Genomic DNA, 15,929 nt, shown 5'->3' with positions numbered 1-15,929 from the left:
TGGGGTTTATGAAAACACCATATGATTATTATATTACGCCAGATGAATATAAAAGGGCAGAAAAGAACGGGATTAGTAGATGTACATTAAATGGTAGAGTTCGTGTTTCCATGTGGGATAAAGAAAAAGCAATTACAGAGCCGTTAACGCATAAGGATAGTCAATGGTCAAGATGGAAAGAAGTTGCGAAAAAACATGGGGTTGGTTACCAAACGTACTATCATCGAGTGAAGAAAGGTTTGGAACCATTTGAGGCTGCTACAAGGCCAGTTATGGAGAAGGAACAGATTTTTCAAAAAGGACGGACAGTACAAGCACACAAACGAGTATTTACGGATGAAGAGTTAAGAATAGCTGCTTCAAATGGGATTCAATATCAAACTGCACTTTATAGATATAGAAAAGGTGGATGGAACAAAGAAGATGCGATTACTACACCGCCTTTATCGCTAAAGGAATGTATGAGAAGGGCGAGAGAAAAATCCAGTTGGGAAAGAATTCATTTCGGGAGAGGTCTCGAAATTTTAGTTGAATGGAAAAAGGCAGGTTCAAGTTGAACCTGAGCTTAAAATAAGACCAAATTTGAATTTTATAAGAAACGGAGCGATGAATATGAAGTTTTGGGCGATTGCTTATCAATTTGAGGAAGAGTCATTTTATGACTTTAAACAAGCAGAGGATACGATGGATTTAACTGAATCTTGCTTCTTACCAACAAAAGAAATGGCAGAACAGTTCATTGAAGATGAGTTATCAATACAATATGTTCCTGTAGAAATCGAATTAGAAACATTGCAGAAGAATGGTATTTGGTCTTGGTCACGAGGAAGGGTTGAGCGTTGGGATGAGGATTTTGAATAAAAGCGTTATTTGAATAGAAATGAGGTGAAAACGTGGGGAAGGGATCTACAAAGTATCAATTATTAAAAGATGACTTTGACCATGCTGTAAAGCAGATTGAATTGAAGAATAAAGAAATAAACCTTCTCCGTGCTTCTCGTGGGGCCTCTATACATGAGTATCGTCAGTTGTCTAATGAAAGAGCGAAACTTAAAGAAGAGGTTGGGTTTCTAAAGGACGATGTTCAAGTAAGAGATGAGCGAATCGATGAACTTGAAAAGGAATTGAATGAATTAAAAAATGGACTATTTCAGGAAGTTGTTATAGCTGTTCAAATGAGTAATGAAAGTTATTTAGGGACATTTGGAGAAGTGCAGACAATCAACATGGCATTAACAGCTGATAGCGAAGAATCAATGCAAATGACTTTGAAGAATCGGTTTATCGATGGAACGTATCAGTTCATTAAAGTGAAGAAAACGTACGAAGTAATTTAACAAAATAGTTATTTTGGATAGAAAGTGAGGGAAGTGAATTGAGTGAACTGAAAGAACTTGAACGGGTTGTAGTAGAGAATTTAGGGGACGGAACGCAAATAACTCGACTGCCTAATGCAGAAGAAATGATGAATAAAATAAATGAATTAGTAAGGCATACGAATCGATTGGAGCAGAACAAACAGAGTAAACCTATTAAGCCGGTGGGTACCGTTAAAGTAACAAGAATTTAAAACCGAACAAAATTCTTATTTTAATCAAAAAGGAGAATGGATATGAAAGAAATAGTAAGGGTTGCTATAGATCTTGAAATACTAGAAGATCTCGACGGTGTAGATTTGAAGGACAGAATTATAGAAGGTGTTTGTGACCAAATGCAGGATGTTAATTACACCTTATTATCGGTTGAAATTGTAGATTAATAAAGCTAAACAAAAACGCTATTTTATTAGAAAAGGAGGAATTATATTGCCAGTTGCTAATCAAATCTTATTTTCAATAGTGTTGTTGCTCCTATATGTAGGGAGTGTAATTGTAAGTCGTAAACTTATGAAACGAGTGATGGAAGAGGAAGAAATTTACCCAAATATTTTTATTATATGTTTAGTGTTAGTACCTATAGGAAATATTGCGGTTAGTATCCTTTGTTATCTTACTTTTTGCACAAAAAACTTAAATACAGACAAAATAGCTAAAAAATTCTTTGGAATGTAAAGATAAAACTTAACAAAAACTTCATTTTGTAGAAAAGGGGAATGGATATGAAAGTATTTAAAATGAATGATATTGATTGGGTTTGTGCTGAAACGGAAGAACAAGCAAAGGAATATTACAAAGAAGAATGTGGTATTGGTGATGAAGATTTAAACGAATACTTCGAAGGAGAAGTTAGTTTGCAAGAAACGATGCATATCAACGTTGATGACTTACCTTATGAGGAGCAACAGCAGTGTCAAACAATGATGCATAGAGGTGGGGAGTTGGTTGTTTTAAGATCTTTTGAATGGGCGATAAAACAAAATAACATTACAAAACCATGCGTCATAGCTTCAACAGAATATTAAAAGAGCAGCTAGCAAAAGCTAACTGCTCATCTCCAAGGGGGAACAAGGAGAAAGTAACTTAATGGGTTGTCTACAGTATTGACGGAATATTGAGTTTTATTCAGAAGGGACCAAAATATTATGAGTAATTTTAACGGGGAGAAGTTAACAGAACTTCGGCATTTATCCGGAATGACTCAAGGACAGGCTGCTGAATTGTTAGATGTCGATATTAATAAGTTGATTGAGATAGAGCGACCAAGAATCATTCCATCATTTAATCAGATACAAGTACTTTGCAAGAGGTTTCATGTTAAACCAAAGTATTTTTATAGCGAATCATTTGTAACCAGCGTGGTAAATCCGAGTTATATTTCTTTTCGATATTAATAAGGAGGTAGAGGGAAATGATTGAGATTAATCTTAAAAGCGGAAGAAGTTTAGGGTGGATATTTGATACTGAACAGGAAATGAAAAAAACGTGGGAACAAATGAAGAAAGTGGATTATACCAAGAAAGGTGCTATTGAATGTAATGGAACTTTAATTCCTTATAGTAGTATTGAATTTCTCAAAATAAAGAAAAACTGAACAAAATAATCCTTTGAATAGAAAGTGAGACTGATATAAATGGCATATAGCGGAGCACATGGACCTGCATTTGAAAATCTAATTAATTGGTCAAACGATATGTATAGAAATAATGAAATTGCATTAATTGAAAAACGAGCTACACCCGTTGTAGTTACGAAAAAATATAGGGATGGAAGAATTAAAGAAGGATATTACGAGAAAAAATCTACAGTGGATTATGATGGGATATATAAAGGTCGATTTATTGCATTTGAGGCCAAGGCTACTATAAAAGAAAAACGCTTTGATTTAAGTAATATAAAGCCTCACCAATACAAATGGTTACTACAAGCTGAGCAGATGGGAGCAATTTGTTTCATTTTATTGGAGTTTAGTAAAGAACATTCTATATTCTTAGTTCCATTTGCGCTAATTAAAGAGTATATGAAAGCAGCAGAAAATGGTGGTCCAAAATCAATAAAAAGAGAAGTATTTGATGAGAGAGCATATTTAGTAACACCAACTAATCGTGCGTTAGTAGATTACCTATATTATGTTGATAAGTTAGAATGGCCAAGTATTAGTTAAAGTAATAGAGGGTGAAGATATGAATGCTAAAGAGGCGCGTATCAAAGTTCTAAATATGCAGGATAAGTATTGTAAAAATTGTGAGTATAGATATCAGCAATTGGATCATTGTAGTTCAAATTGCACCATAGGGAAAGAAATAATAAAACTAGGCGCATTTCTAGGTGGCAAAGAAGAAGTGCAAAAGCGAAAAAGGAAAACGAAAGAAGAATGGGATAGAATTTGTGTGAAAGCTGCAGCTATGAGAGAAGACGGAATGACGTATACAGCTATTGCTAGATACTTTGGTATTGCAGATGGTAAAAATGTATCGGAGCAGCTAAAAAAAAGAGGATTAAATTAAAATTTCACTTACCGTATTAAAATGATAAATAAAAAAACAATGAAAGTAATAGTCCGCATTCAGAGGGCGTTTTATAAGTATTATCAATGGAATGATCAGTGATATTAATTACGCTCTAGAATGGATGCGTACTGCTAAACAGCCAGGGAAAAAAAGAGGAATTGAACGTAGGGCGGCATATGAACGTGAGAAACCATGTGACCCATTATTAATGCAAAGATATGTGCGTAGTACTGTAATGCCAGTATATGAATGGGATACAGCAGCAAAAGAAAGTGTTATCTCTGAATGGGACCGTATGCAGTTAGAAGATGCATTATCAACTTTAACGGATAGAGAAAAGGAAATATATGTAATGTCTAGAGGTCATGGTTTAACGATGGAAAAAATATCTAATTATTTAGGGGTGAAAAAAACTACTATTCAAAACCATTTAGAAAGAGCAGATAAGAAGATTGGAAAAAGAATAAATGAAAGTCTCTTCTGCATGTTTTGATTTTAGTTGCGAAAAATGTCGAAATTTGTGGTACAAATGCCCCCTATATATGAAAGGTTACCGAGACCTGTTCCGATGGTATCTGTTTTGGGTGACCAAGTGTTTGCTCGTATATAGATTCTATAGGGATGTTTTTTTCAATACACAATAAGCGATGGGATATTGCGAGTCTCATTGCTGCAAATCATTTAATAAAGGGGTTGATTCTCATGTAGTAAAAATTAAAACAAGTACACCACCTATTTAAAAAGACGTCGGAAGAAATACAAACGTCTTGATATGAATCCTTTATAATTCGATATCGGTCAACGAAGGCTATGCGACAGCCGAAGTATTGACTATACCTATTCAGAGGGAGGACTATTCTTAGTCTTCTCTCAGTCACTGAACGTAAAGTGCGTAGCTAAGAATACGGGAATGCAGTGGCTGAGAGAATGTTAAGAGTGATCTTGGCATTCGATTCACATAGACATATCCCCTTATGTTCGAACGTGAATTTCTCCCATCCCCTTTAATATTTTTATAAGCCGTAAAAGAACCGTCATTTTAATAGTGGCGGTTTCTTTTTTAAAGAAAGGATGAGGATATGAGTAATAAAGAAAATGTAGAAATAACAATTATAGCGAACAACGAATTGTTAGAGAAACAATTAAGAAATAGCACTTTAAGTGATGGAGCAGCTGTTAAGGAATTAAGAACAGTCACCATACCATTAAGCAACAATAAAATCATTAGTATTCCTTATTTAAAGAGTGAACTATAGCATCCATAATGGGTGCTTTTCTTTGTTATATAAAAATTACACATTAAAGATCGTTTAACTATGTTAGATGGATAACGAATGTATACAGCTATAGTAGACAAATTAGACACTTAAAAAGGAGGATGAAGGATGGATAATCAATATCTTGCGGAAAGAATCGATCGATTAGAAAAATTAGTTAATGATTTAGATAGTGTAAATCGAGATCAACAAAAAGTAATTAACGACTTATGTATGAGAATTGAAGGTGTAGTCAACACGATTGATCATTTAAAAAAGGAATTAAGCACTAAAATGAGCGTTCTTCCTAAAGATGCGCAAGAAAAGATAGAGAAGTTAAAGAAAGCTGCGGAGGGAATTGTAGATGGCTAATAACAAATTAAAGATTAACATTGATGTCGATACGACAGAAGCGTTAAAACAAATGAAGGAAGTAACTGAAGCTGCCAATGAATGTGTTGCTGCATTAGAGAGATTGGAGAAATTGACTAATAAATTTTCAGGTTTAGCGCGGGGAGGAATAGTGAGTGCTGGAATGATGAGTGTTCCTGTCACCTTAAATGGGGGGACGATTGCCGAATCCGTTTCTAAAATTCAAGAAAATGAGAGTATTAGAGTGCGACAGTTTTAATTAAACCAATAGCAATTATCGTAGGCGCTTCCGTGATCTGGGGGCGTCTTGTTTGTTGTTAAGGAAAGATAAGCGCAAACGTGTTGCATTTTAGAAAACAAATGGACACAATGAACGGAAATAGAGGAGGAAATAATAATGAATTTCGGTCAAGCTCTAGAAGCGTTGAAACAAGGTAAAAAAGTAAAAAGGTCTATTTGGGGTGGATATTGGTTTCTCTCCAAGAATCCAGAGGTAAAAGAAGAACTGAACGCTGGATATGTAAGGGAATTTCAAACTCACGATATGATATTCGCTGTATTAAAGGATAATGGTGGGGTTGTACCCGCTCAAGCGTACCAAGCTGATATGTTAGCAGAAGATTGGGAGGTTGTTGAATAATGAGTTTTGGACAAGCGATAGTGGCACTAGTGCAAGGGAAAAACGTAGCTCGTGAAGGATGGAACGGTAAAAATATGTTTTTGTATCTTATTGAAGGTAATAAATTGTCTAAGGGATTAGGATATGGATACGGCGAGTATGTAGGGGTAGAACCTTCATTTGTTGATACCATTGCAATGAAGACTGCACAAAATACAATTGTTGTTGGCTGGCTCGCATCCCAAACGGATATGTTAGCAAATGACTGGGTAATTTTAAATTAAAATACAGATAGTTAACATAGTGAAGTTTATGCAAGAAATTAGGGTTAACGATTAATAAGAATGCTGTTAAATCAACGATGTATAAAAACTGTATAACGGTATAAAACAAGAATCGCTCAACCATGCGTATTTCCCATGTTAATGACTGTCATATAATAACTATTATGTAAACTAAAACTGTTAGGTCTATTCATTTCCCTGCATAAATTAGTTTTCGTTATGGATTTTTCAAAATAAGATTCTTTTTGGAGTGGTTTTTATGAAAAAGAAGCGATATATGAAGAAAAGAAAGAAAATGAATCTTTATTATGTGACGAATGGATATACAGGATATAGCCAAATACATGTGTATGTCATTGCGGAAAACCACGAGAGAGCAGAAGAGCTAGCTTCCAGAAGATTTAGAGAAGACGCTAGAAATAAAGATTATGATGAAGTTCTTGCTAGGCATAAAAAAATAGGATGGCCTACAGATCACTTACAAGAATATCGTTATGATGAAAATTATTGGACCGACCTAGATGTCTATTGTGAAGCAGAAGATGTATCGCAAGAATTTGTTTCTGATGTAAACGATTAAATACTGCTTTTTATTTTGGAGGGAGTGATGGTAATGGAACAGGATATTAATGAAATAAGTTTTAAGTATCTTAGTCCTATATGCGAAACATTCAAACTTGATTTTGATGAAATCTCCGATGATGTCAAAAGACATGTGAATGCTAACAATTCTAAAATCAATGCTTCTAATGCTGTTCTAGGTATGCGTTTTATCTTATCGAGAATATGGTGTACAGATATGCATAAGGAATTAGGTGCGATTGATTGGAAGACAGTAAAAGAAAATATTTATAAGGTTTCTAGATCATTAGTTAGTAAACCGGAAGAACAATATCAATTCATTAGAAAAGTCGCTGGTGCACAAGGTTACTTTATGCTGTGGCTATTATTAGAAGAAATGCACGAGAAAGAAATGTTAGCGCTGGAATAAGTGCTATTTTTTATTTTGGAGGAGGATGAAGGATGGATAATCAAAACTACCAAATGAAAACTGAAATTGTTGAATTAAGAATACAAGTTACTGGATTACAACGAACGATTGAAGGATTAACAAGAAAAGTAACTATGTTCGAAGAGGAATTAGCAACGAAAGCGGATATAACTCATGTTCAATTAATAAATAAACAATCTGAAATAATTAAGAAGAGTAACGATAGTAAATCTATTCCTATGGATTGTAAAGTTGGAGTTTCATTAGATGGAAGAGTTGTAGCGGAATCTATTGTCGAACATACAGCTGATTCAATCAAATGTGGCGTAATTAAAGGGAGTGAGATAAATGAAACTAGATAAACAAGAACAAGCTGTTGTAATTGGTACATTTATTTCAATGTTAGGACAGGACGTTGTAAATGAACGCATCGATAAAAAGAAATTAGAAAGTGTACTTCCTATCTTTAATGAAATGCAAGATAATACAACACCAAAGCAAAAGAGAGAAGCGATGATTAGTTTGCTTGGTAAAACGTTGGATGAATTCTTAGAAAAGTAGCCATAAAAAAAGGAAAAGTAACTCGTATTGGGGACGAATTACTTTTCCAGATGACAATGTTAACTCTATTATAGCAACTTGGACATATTTATAAAAGAGTAATTTGAATCTTTCGTAAAATAAATTAGGGATTACCGCGAGGTGGTGGTTATGGCTAGACAACGTAGCCCAGATAGAGATAAAGCATTCGAAATATATAAAGCAAGTAAAGGTGAGAAGCCATTAGTTGATATTGCAGCAGAGTTAAATCTCAAACCTTCGCAAATCAGAAAGTGGAAATCACAAGATAAATGGGATGAGCAAATGAATGGTAACGTTACTATTGCAAAAAGGAGCGTTACCAATGTTAAAAATCCCAAAACGAAAGAAAAATTAAAAGAGATTTTAGAGGATGAAGAGCTGACCGAAAAGGAACGGCTCTTTTGTTTGTATTATGTGAAATACTTCAATGGTACACAAGCTGCGTTAAAGGCTGGTTACTCCAAAGATGGTGCTCATGTACAAGCTAGCCGATTATTAAGACGTGAACGCGTTGCCTCTTATATAAAAGAACTTAAAGGTGAGTTAGTCGAGAATGTATTTGTAGAAGCGATGGATGTACTAAAAGAGTACATTAAGATTGCTTTTGCTGACATTACTAACTATGTGACCTTTGGGCAGAAGGAAGTTCCTGTAATGGGGATGTTCGGCCCTATGAAGGATGAAGCGGGTAATGAAATAACTCGTATTATCAATTATGTAGACTTGCATGAGGCTGATATGGTTGATGGTTCTATAATAACCGAAGTAAAGCTTGGAAAAGATGGTGTGTCAGTAAAACTTGCTGACAAGATGAAAGCACTGGACAAACTATCACAGTACTTTGATTTGGTACCTGACAATTTCAAACGGAAAATCGAAGAAGAACGCCACAAAATACAGATGGAAGTGCAAAAAGCTCAAATTGATAAAATTAAAGCAGATACTTCTCGCATTAAAGGTGATGAAGGTGAAGAGTATGAAGATGATGGATTTATCGATGCATTAGAAGGTAAAACAGCAGAGGTGTGGGAAGATGAAACTTAAACCTGCTCCTTTTAAATTCAGACCATTCTCTAAGAAACAATTACAAGTACTTACTTGGTGGAGAAAAGATTCACCTGTGAAGGAGCATGACGGCATTATATGCGATGGTTCTATTCGTGCTGGCAAAACTGTATCGATGGCTCTTTCTTATGTTATGTGGGGAACAGAAACATTTAATGGAGAGAATTTAGGTATGGCAGGTAAAACAATTGGATCCCTGCGACGTAACGTAATTACTCCATTAAAGAAAATGTTGAAATCGCGTAAATATAAAGTGAAGGACCATCTATCAGATAATATGCTTACTATTAGCAAAGATGGCCACACAAATCATTTCTATATATTCGGTGGTAAGGACGAATCATCACAAGAACTTATCCAAGGTATTACATTAGCTGGTATGTTTTTTGATGAAGTTGCTCTTATGCCACAGAGCTTTGTAAACCAGGCAACAGGACGATGTTCTATCGAAGGCTCAAAGTATTGGTTTAACTGTAACCCTGCCGGTCCGTATCATTGGTTCAAACTCGAATGGATAGATAATAAGGAAGACAAGAACCTGCTACATATTCATTTTACAATGGACGATAATCTTTCTTTATCTGAAAAAGTGAAGCAAAGATACTATCGCATGTATAGCGGAGTTTTCTTCCAACGATTCATTTTAGGACTGTGGGTGCTTGCAGAAGGCATTGTATATGACATGTTTAATAAAGAAAAACATGTTGTAAAAACAAAAGAAAGAGAATACGAGAAGTATTATGTATCTTGTGACTATGGTACACAAAACCCTATGACATATGGATTATGGGGCTTATGTGATGGTATATGGTACAAAACAAAAGAATATCATTATGACGGTCGTAAGAACTCGCAACAAAAAACTGATGATGAGTATCTGGATGATCTAAAAGAATTTGTCGGAGAAATTTCTATTCGTGGGATTATAGTTGACCCTTCAGCGGCTTCATTTATCGCTTTATTAAAGAAGAATCGTTTCAAAGTTATTAAAGCTAAGAATGAAGTTATAGATGGTATACGTAATGTAGCGAGACTACTGAATGAAGAGAAAATAAAATACAACGACTGCTGTAAAGAAACATTTCGTGAATACGCTTCTTATACTTGGGATGAAAAAGCTACAGCTCGTGGTGAAGATAAACCGAATAAAGAAAATGACCACCAGATGGATGGTGATCGTTATTTTGTAAATACAGTCGTGGTAACTAATAACAAAGCGAAAGCTGTTAAGTCAATCTATTAAGGAGGTGAGACGATGTTTGAACACTACATTCCGTTACTGGATGAAGAAAATGGTGAACCCACACCTAAGCTACTCAAAAAGATTATTGATGAGTTTGAACCACTAAAACAACGCATGATAAATAGGTATGAGCGTTACAAAGCAAGTGAGAAAGGCGTACCTATATTCACACGTGAGTTTAAAGGTGATGGGAATAAGGACAAGGTTAACAACAAGCTAAACAATGATTTCTTTTCTGAAATTATTGATACAAAAATAGGATATATGTTCGGATTGCCTATTTCATACAGTCTAGATCATGAAGACGAGGAAGTATTGAAGCGTATCCAAGACTTTTTAAAATCGAATCATACCGAAGATGCTGACGCGGAAACAGGAAAGTTTGCTTCTATTTGCGGTTATGGAGCGAGACTGCTTTACCATGACAAAGAAGGAATTGAAAAGGTTATGAATATCAAACCTTATGAAGCAATATTTCTTACTAATTCAAGCATTGCAGAGCCTAAATACGCTATCCGCTGCTATCCAATCAAAGTAATCGATGGTGATGATTTCAAAGACGGATACAAAGTGGAATTTTACAATGATACGCAAATCATTGAGTACACTGGTGAAGATTTAGATAAGTTGAAAGAAACAAATCGAATTACTAATTTATACAAAGGTGTACCACTTATCGGATTTCCTAACAATGAAGAATTGCAGGGGGATGTCGATAAAGCTATTTCTCTTATTGAGGGATATGATAGGGCTATCTCTGATGTAAATAGTGAGATTGAGCAGTTCCGTTTGGCTTATATGATTTTCAAAGGTGTGGATATAGATGATGATACCATTGAGAAATTAAAACAAACTGGAGCTCTGGATGTAGGCGAGAATGGCGAGGCTAATTTTTTAACTAAGGACCTTAATGACAACATTTTAGAACATCATCTAGACAGGTTAGAAAAGAATATATGCCGATTCACGAAGCATGTGAACCTTTCTGATGAATCGTTTGGTGGTAACCTTACTGGTGTTGCTATTCGTTATAAGTTGCTATCGTTAGAAACAAAATCCGGTACATTAGAAATGAAATTCACTAAGTCATTGCGACAACAATTTAAGTTACTATTCGACGCTTGGAATTTACGCTCAAATAAAGAAGAATTAGATTACCTTTGCATGACGTTCCAATTTACACGTAACCTTCCAGCAAACTTATCTGATGAAGCTGATGTTCAGTCTAAATTACAGGGTTTAATAAGCGAAGAAACACGATTATCTATGTTATCTGTTATTCCTGATCCAAAGGCAGAATTACAAAAGATGAAGGAAGAAGAGGTTGATTCTATCGATTTAGACACTGTACATAAAGGCGGTGAAAACGATGGAATGGGACAAGAAGCAGAAACACCTCCAAAAGATAGAGGACGAGCTGGAAAAGGCGATTCTCTACCTGTATAAAGATGCTTTGGAAGAAGTCAGAGGAATACTGGCTTTTTATTATGCTAAATATGCGATAAATGAGCAGTTAAGTATGCAGGAAATGCGTCGATTTAATCGATACAAGAACCTGCAAAGTGAACTACAGCAAGTTATTAATGAAATAACTTATGAGAAAAAGAAAACTCTCAATGAAACACTCTCCACTCAATATGGGGAGTCTTTTTATTATACGAGTTATCTTATCGAAAAAGAGGTTGGTGTATCCCTTTCATATGGGCTGATTGACCCGAACGTCATTAAGCGAGCGGTACAAATGCCTATCGATAAAATGACACTCAATCAAAGGTTAAGTACTCATCGAGCACAGATAATTAGCCGAATACGTAAAGAACTATCCATCGGCCTTAGAAAAGGTGAAGGGTATGCGGTAATGGCTAATCGTATTAAGCCTATTCTTGATGGGGATGCGAAGAAAGCACAAATGGTTGCATGGACAGAAAGTGCTAGAGTACAAAACTTAGGTACTTATGACAGTGCCTCGCAAGCTTTTGACGAAGGTGTATCAATGGAGAAGATTTGGATTTCTACATTAGATAAACGTACACGTCCTACTCACCAAGCAGCAGACCATCAAAAAGTACCGTTTAAAGGATTATTTAAAGTTGGTGGTTATAGTTGTGAATATCCACACGATAGTAATTTACCTGCTAAAGAGGTTGTACGCTGCCGCTGTACTTTCATTACGGAAGTAGCGGATGTTAGTCCATTTATTGAGAGAAGGGCTAGAAACCCGACAACAGGTAGGAATGAAGTTATTACAGCAGTTAGTTATGAAGAATGGAAGGACGGTCTAGAATAATGAATTTTGGAAAAGCACTCGAATTAATGAAAAGTGGCAATAAGTTGTCACGTAAAGGTTGGAACGGTAAGAATATGTTTGCTGTTTATCAAAAAGGATATCCTGATGGAATTCCTTGTAATAAACAAACGGCAGAAGCTTGGGGATTAAATGAAGGTGATTTATTTAAGGTACGACCTTACTTGCAATTACGTTGTGCTGATGGCACTCATGCGATGTGGGTTCCAAGTGTATCTGATATTTTAGCTGAAGATTGGATGATTGTTGAATAATACAAATAAAAACACTTGAGGGCTTATAGATTATGAACTTAATAGGGCGTATTCATAGGAACTCAAAGGAGGAAAAATGATGAATATTTTACAAAAACATAAGCAGTTACAGTTTTTTAAAGAAAAGGAAGTAACGAAATTACCATTACGTTTATCAAATCTGCAATTCTTTTCTGATCCAACACCACCTGCAGATGATACGCCACCAGATGACCAAACACCACCTGTTGATGACACAAAAGAACCACAGTTAGATGAAGCGACAAAAGCGTTTATCGAGAAAATGGTTCAATCAGCAGAAGACAAAGTGCGTACCAAGTATACGAAAGAATTGAACGCTACTAAAAAAGAGTTAGAAAGCTTCCGTACTGCTTCTATGACCGCTCAAGAAAAAGCGGAATACGAAATGAAACAACTCCAAGAGCAAAATGATGAACGAGAAAAGGTATTACACCAAAAAGAAATGCAGTGGGCTGCAACTGAGGCGTTATCAGAAGTAGGATTAGACCTCAAATTTGTGGACTTTGTTATCGGTGCTGATGCAGATGACACAAAAAGTCGTGTGGCGAAGCTTAATGAGTTATTCAATACTTCATTAGAAGCTAAAGTAGCAGAGAAGTTTAAAGCAGCAGGGCGCGAAGTCTATGCCGGTTCTGGTAGTGGCGCTGTGTTTACTCGTCAACAAGTAGCAACAATGAACCAGTCTGAAATTAACGAAAACTGGGATCAAATCCAAAAAGATATGAAAACATGGAAATAATGAGGAGGAATTAATATATGTCAGTAGCAACTTTTATTCCAACAATTTGGGAAGCGCGTTTAATGGCGAACTTCCACAAGCGTTCTATCGCTGATTTAATCACAACAAAACCAACAAAAATCGAAGGTAACAAAATTATCTTCAACCGCGTCGGGGCAGTAAATGTAAAAGATTATGAAGGAAAAGTAGAATGGGATGACACGAATCCTTCTAAAGTAGAACTTAATATGGATCAGAAAAAGTACTTTGCGTTCAAAGTAGATGATGTAGATGCAGTACAAGCAGCAGGTAATTTAATCGATCCGCATACACAAGAAGCTGGCGCGGTACTTCAGGAAACAGTTGATACCTTTATTTTAGGTAAGTATGCAGAAGCTCTTAAGGAACACTTAATCGGTAGCGATAAATCTCCAATTGAATTAACACCAAAAAACGCTTACGACTATATCGTTGACTTAAATACAATTTTAAACATTAAAAAAGTACCTAAAACTGAACGCTTCACAATTATTAACTCTCAAGTTCTTGGATTGTTATCTAAGGATGACCGTTTTACTAAACAACCTGTCGTGTTAGAAAATGGTATTGTTGAAGGTCAAATTATCAACGGTTCACAAATCGTTGTGTCTGAAGAAGTTCATGGATCTGGTGGTAAATATAAAATTCTTGGACTTCATAAATCCGCTATTGGGTATGGTAAACAATTAGATGAAACAGAAGCAATGCGTCTACAAGGTGCATTTGCTGATGGTATTCGTGGCCTTATGGTTTATGGTGGAGATATTCTTCGTCAAGAATCACTAGCAGTGCTTACGGCTACAATCGTACCAACTACACCAACTGCACCACCAGCAGGATGAGGGGCTTAATAAGCCTTTCATCTTTTTCATTTACACAAGTAGGTGATTAGATGGATATGAAAATAGAAATTTTAAAGCGTGTACAAATAAAGCTGCCTAATGAAAAACCTGAAAATCTATTAGTGGATATTGAAGATACAATGCTTGTGGTTGCTGAGTATACGAATAGAAAAATACCTGAGTTTCCTCCTGCTTATCCTGGTATTATTTCCAAAATGGTGATTCATCAGTATAAGGAACAGGAGAGAGAAGGGAAGAAAAGTGAATCATTAGGTAACTACTCTGTTACTTATGATGATATTGGAGATTATCCTGCTAGTATTACGAAAGGGCTGAAAGTGAGGCTACGTGTCTTATGATTCAATCGATGATTCGTAAGTTTGGTAAAGATGCTTCAGTACTTCGTAATGATGGTTCTGATGATGGACCATATCCTACAGAAGAATGGAGAGTAATAAACACTGTAAAAGGTGTACTAGATGCCATTCAAGGGACAAAGGATGCACGTAATAAGAAAGTAGAAGAGGAAAGTACACATTTCTTTTACTGTTTTCCATTTGACGTAACTATTCAAGATAGATTAGTTATTGATAATAAAGTATACAGCGTTACTTATCCCGGTGATCCAATGAATGCAGGTAGATTTTTTCAAATAGAATTGGAGATGTTGCCATATGAGCATGAAATTCCAATCAAATAGAGCTGCTGTTATGGCAAGGCATTTAGCTGCAAAGAAAGCGGCTCATACTGCTGTTGGTCAATTTGTTAGTTCTAAAGCCAAACTATTAGCTGCTGTAGATACTGGAAATTTAAGAAGCAGTATTAGTTCTAAAGCGGAACTAGAAAAGGTTGTTATTGGTACATCCGCTGACTATGGCATATACGTCGAGAAGGGCACAGGAGTCTATGCGGTTGATGGTGACGGGAGGAAAACTCCATGGATGTACCGTGACCCAAAAACGGGGAAAATGGTTAAAACGCAAGGGCAACATGCTCAACCATTCCTTAGACCTGCAGCGGAGAATAATAAACCGATGATTACGCAAGCTGCAACACGAACCTATTCGTCATTAATGAGGTAGATACCATGAATGACTTTATAAATACATTACACAGTGAATTGAAAAAGATTCATAAAGACACGTACTATGAAATCGCGAAAACAACGGCTGAAATGCCTTATCTGGTGTATACAGTTAACGATGATAAAGAACCATGGGGACGGAAGAATATCATGCTTACAATTGATATTTACGGTACTTCTGCTCATCTTAGTAAAATAGATGAACTGATTATGAAACTAGAAAACAATCTTCATAGAAAAAGATTAAGCAGCGCTGAATTTGGTGCTGCTATTTCTTATCTTTCAAGTCAGAAAGTACCTGATCCAGACCCGAATATTAGACGCAAAGAAGTGCGATTCATTTTACGAACTTATTTTAAACAATAGAA

31 protein-coding genes and 1 pseudogene are annotated in these 15,929 nt (G+C 35.7%); all 32 read left to right on the top strand.

What is annotated here, in order from left to right; all coding sequences use genetic code 11:
• Positions 1-8: 8 nt before the first annotated feature.
• On the top strand, positions 9-557 hold the full coding sequence (locus tag QCI79_RS11845) for a hypothetical protein (RefSeq protein WP_021729056.1): 549 nt from the start codon (positions 9-11) through the stop codon (positions 555-557).
• 55 nt (positions 558-612) lie between these two features.
• Positions 613-861, top strand: a complete 249-nt coding sequence (locus tag QCI79_RS11840) for a hypothetical protein (protein ID WP_000674084.1) — start codon at positions 613-615, stop codon at positions 859-861.
• Positions 862-893: 32 nt separating this feature from the next.
• The gene (locus QCI79_RS35005; protein WP_021729054.1) at positions 894-1,337 is read left to right on the top strand and encodes a hypothetical protein; all 444 of its coding nucleotides are present in this window, start codon (positions 894-896) and stop codon (positions 1,335-1,337) included.
• A gap of 38 nt (positions 1,338-1,375) precedes the next feature.
• The gene (locus tag QCI79_RS11830) at positions 1,376-1,570 is read left to right on the top strand and encodes a hypothetical protein (RefSeq protein ID WP_021729053.1); all 195 of its coding nucleotides are present in this window, start codon (positions 1,376-1,378) and stop codon (positions 1,568-1,570) included.
• 42 nt (positions 1,571-1,612) lie between these two features.
• Entirely contained in the window at positions 1,613-1,759 is a 147-nt protein-coding gene (locus QCI79_RS11825) for a hypothetical protein (protein WP_006926319.1), read from the top strand.
• Between the two features lie 46 nt (positions 1,760-1,805).
• Positions 1,806-2,051 (top strand): hypothetical protein, encoded by a 246-nt coding sequence (locus QCI79_RS11820; RefSeq protein WP_016090479.1) that lies wholly within the window; start codon positions 1,806-1,808, stop codon positions 2,049-2,051.
• A 41-nt stretch (positions 2,052-2,092) separates the two neighbouring features.
• Positions 2,093-2,401: a hypothetical protein gene (locus QCI79_RS11815; protein WP_031310100.1), complete on the top strand. Its 309-nt coding sequence runs from the start codon at positions 2,093-2,095 to the stop codon at positions 2,399-2,401.
• A gap of 120 nt (positions 2,402-2,521) precedes the next feature.
• Positions 2,522-2,770, top strand: a complete 249-nt coding sequence (locus QCI79_RS11810; protein ID WP_021728832.1) for a helix-turn-helix domain-containing protein — start codon at positions 2,522-2,524, stop codon at positions 2,768-2,770.
• A 17-nt stretch (positions 2,771-2,787) separates the two neighbouring features.
• Positions 2,788-2,970 (top strand): hypothetical protein, encoded by a 183-nt coding sequence (locus QCI79_RS11805; protein WP_021728831.1) that lies wholly within the window; start codon positions 2,788-2,790, stop codon positions 2,968-2,970.
• 39 nt (positions 2,971-3,009) lie between these two features.
• Positions 3,010-3,540 (top strand): Holliday junction resolvase RecU, encoded by a 531-nt coding sequence (locus tag QCI79_RS11800; RefSeq protein ID WP_016049864.1) that lies wholly within the window; start codon positions 3,010-3,012, stop codon positions 3,538-3,540.
• A 19-nt stretch (positions 3,541-3,559) separates the two neighbouring features.
• Positions 3,560-3,883, top strand: a complete 324-nt coding sequence (locus QCI79_RS11795) for a hypothetical protein (RefSeq protein WP_016090448.1) — start codon at positions 3,560-3,562, stop codon at positions 3,881-3,883.
• Between the two features lie 73 nt (positions 3,884-3,956).
• A pseudogene (locus QCI79_RS11790) lies at positions 3,957-4,379 on the top strand (sigma-70 family RNA polymerase sigma factor); the annotation flags it as partial.
• Positions 4,380-4,965: 586 nt separating this feature from the next.
• Positions 4,966-5,142: a hypothetical protein gene (locus QCI79_RS11785; RefSeq protein WP_016049868.1), complete on the top strand. Its 177-nt coding sequence runs from the start codon at positions 4,966-4,968 to the stop codon at positions 5,140-5,142.
• 129 nt (positions 5,143-5,271) lie between these two features.
• Positions 5,272-5,514, top strand: coding sequence for a hypothetical protein (locus tag QCI79_RS11780; protein ID WP_016049869.1), 243 nt, complete (start codon positions 5,272-5,274; stop codon positions 5,512-5,514).
• Positions 5,507-5,773: a hypothetical protein gene (locus tag QCI79_RS11775; protein ID WP_016049870.1), complete on the top strand. Its 267-nt coding sequence runs from the start codon at positions 5,507-5,509 to the stop codon at positions 5,771-5,773. Before QCI79_RS11780 ends, QCI79_RS11775 begins: the two co-directional genes overlap by 8 nt.
• 138 nt (positions 5,774-5,911) lie before the next feature.
• Positions 5,912-6,154, top strand: coding sequence for a DUF2829 domain-containing protein (locus QCI79_RS11770; protein WP_016049871.1), 243 nt, complete (start codon positions 5,912-5,914; stop codon positions 6,152-6,154).
• The gene (locus tag QCI79_RS11765) at positions 6,154-6,417 is read left to right on the top strand and encodes a DUF2829 domain-containing protein (RefSeq protein ID WP_016049872.1); all 264 of its coding nucleotides are present in this window, start codon (positions 6,154-6,156) and stop codon (positions 6,415-6,417) included. The genes QCI79_RS11770 and QCI79_RS11765 overlap by 1 nt, the downstream gene beginning before the upstream one ends.
• A 259-nt stretch (positions 6,418-6,676) precedes the next feature.
• Positions 6,677-6,997, top strand: a complete 321-nt coding sequence (locus QCI79_RS11760; RefSeq protein WP_016049873.1) for a hypothetical protein — start codon at positions 6,677-6,679, stop codon at positions 6,995-6,997.
• Between the two features lie 33 nt (positions 6,998-7,030).
• Positions 7,031-7,408, top strand: a complete 378-nt coding sequence (locus QCI79_RS11755; RefSeq protein WP_228220185.1) for a hypothetical protein — start codon at positions 7,031-7,033, stop codon at positions 7,406-7,408.
• Between the two features lie 32 nt (positions 7,409-7,440).
• The gene (locus QCI79_RS11750; protein WP_016049845.1) at positions 7,441-7,770 is read left to right on the top strand and encodes a hypothetical protein; all 330 of its coding nucleotides are present in this window, start codon (positions 7,441-7,443) and stop codon (positions 7,768-7,770) included.
• Positions 7,757-7,969, top strand: a complete 213-nt coding sequence (locus QCI79_RS11745; RefSeq protein WP_000762692.1) for a hypothetical protein — start codon at positions 7,757-7,759, stop codon at positions 7,967-7,969. The genes QCI79_RS11750 and QCI79_RS11745 overlap by 14 nt, the downstream gene beginning before the upstream one ends.
• Before the next feature lie 150 nt (positions 7,970-8,119).
• Positions 8,120-9,034, top strand: coding sequence for a terminase small subunit (locus QCI79_RS11740; RefSeq protein ID WP_016049846.1), 915 nt, complete (start codon positions 8,120-8,122; stop codon positions 9,032-9,034).
• The gene (locus tag QCI79_RS11735) at positions 9,024-10,298 is read left to right on the top strand and encodes a PBSX family phage terminase large subunit (protein WP_016049847.1); all 1,275 of its coding nucleotides are present in this window, start codon (positions 9,024-9,026) and stop codon (positions 10,296-10,298) included. Before QCI79_RS11740 ends, QCI79_RS11735 begins: the two co-directional genes overlap by 11 nt.
• Positions 10,299-10,310: 12 nt before the next feature.
• Complete coding sequence (locus tag QCI79_RS11730) at positions 10,311-11,744, top strand: phage portal protein (RefSeq protein ID WP_016049848.1); 1,434 nt, start codon at positions 10,311-10,313, stop codon at positions 11,742-11,744.
• Between the two features lie 73 nt (positions 11,745-11,817).
• On the top strand, positions 11,818-12,585 hold the full coding sequence (locus QCI79_RS11725; RefSeq protein ID WP_016090413.1) for a phage minor head protein: 768 nt from the start codon (positions 11,818-11,820) through the stop codon (positions 12,583-12,585).
• Complete coding sequence (locus QCI79_RS11720; protein ID WP_016049850.1) at positions 12,585-12,857, top strand: DUF2829 domain-containing protein; 273 nt, start codon at positions 12,585-12,587, stop codon at positions 12,855-12,857. Before QCI79_RS11725 ends, QCI79_RS11720 begins: the two co-directional genes overlap by 1 nt.
• Before the next feature lie 79 nt (positions 12,858-12,936).
• The gene (locus QCI79_RS11715) at positions 12,937-13,617 is read left to right on the top strand and encodes a DUF4355 domain-containing protein (protein ID WP_016049851.1); all 681 of its coding nucleotides are present in this window, start codon (positions 12,937-12,939) and stop codon (positions 13,615-13,617) included.
• Between the two features lie 17 nt (positions 13,618-13,634).
• Entirely contained in the window at positions 13,635-14,477 is an 843-nt protein-coding gene (locus QCI79_RS11710; protein ID WP_016049852.1) for a hypothetical protein, read from the top strand.
• A 50-nt stretch (positions 14,478-14,527) separates the two neighbouring features.
• Positions 14,528-14,836, top strand: a complete 309-nt coding sequence (locus QCI79_RS11705) for a head-tail connector protein (RefSeq protein ID WP_016049853.1) — start codon at positions 14,528-14,530, stop codon at positions 14,834-14,836.
• Positions 14,833-15,177 (top strand): head-tail adaptor protein, encoded by a 345-nt coding sequence (locus tag QCI79_RS11700; RefSeq protein ID WP_016049854.1) that lies wholly within the window; start codon positions 14,833-14,835, stop codon positions 15,175-15,177. Before QCI79_RS11705 ends, QCI79_RS11700 begins: the two co-directional genes overlap by 4 nt.
• The gene (locus QCI79_RS11695; RefSeq protein WP_016049855.1) at positions 15,152-15,559 is read left to right on the top strand and encodes an HK97-gp10 family putative phage morphogenesis protein; all 408 of its coding nucleotides are present in this window, start codon (positions 15,152-15,154) and stop codon (positions 15,557-15,559) included. The genes QCI79_RS11700 and QCI79_RS11695 overlap by 26 nt, the downstream gene beginning before the upstream one ends.
• Positions 15,560-15,564: 5 nt before the next feature.
• Positions 15,565-15,927: a hypothetical protein gene (locus QCI79_RS11690; RefSeq protein WP_016049856.1), complete on the top strand. Its 363-nt coding sequence runs from the start codon at positions 15,565-15,567 to the stop codon at positions 15,925-15,927.
• Positions 15,928-15,929: the final 2 nt, after the last annotated feature.

The organism is Bacillus cereus group sp. MG1 (assembly GCF_040460035.1).
Taxonomy (GTDB): domain Bacteria; phylum Bacillota; class Bacilli; order Bacillales; family Bacillaceae_G; genus Bacillus_A; species Bacillus_A cereus.
The sequence above is the reverse complement of the archived record's forward strand: the minus strand, read 5'-3'. Positions and strand labels throughout refer to the sequence as shown.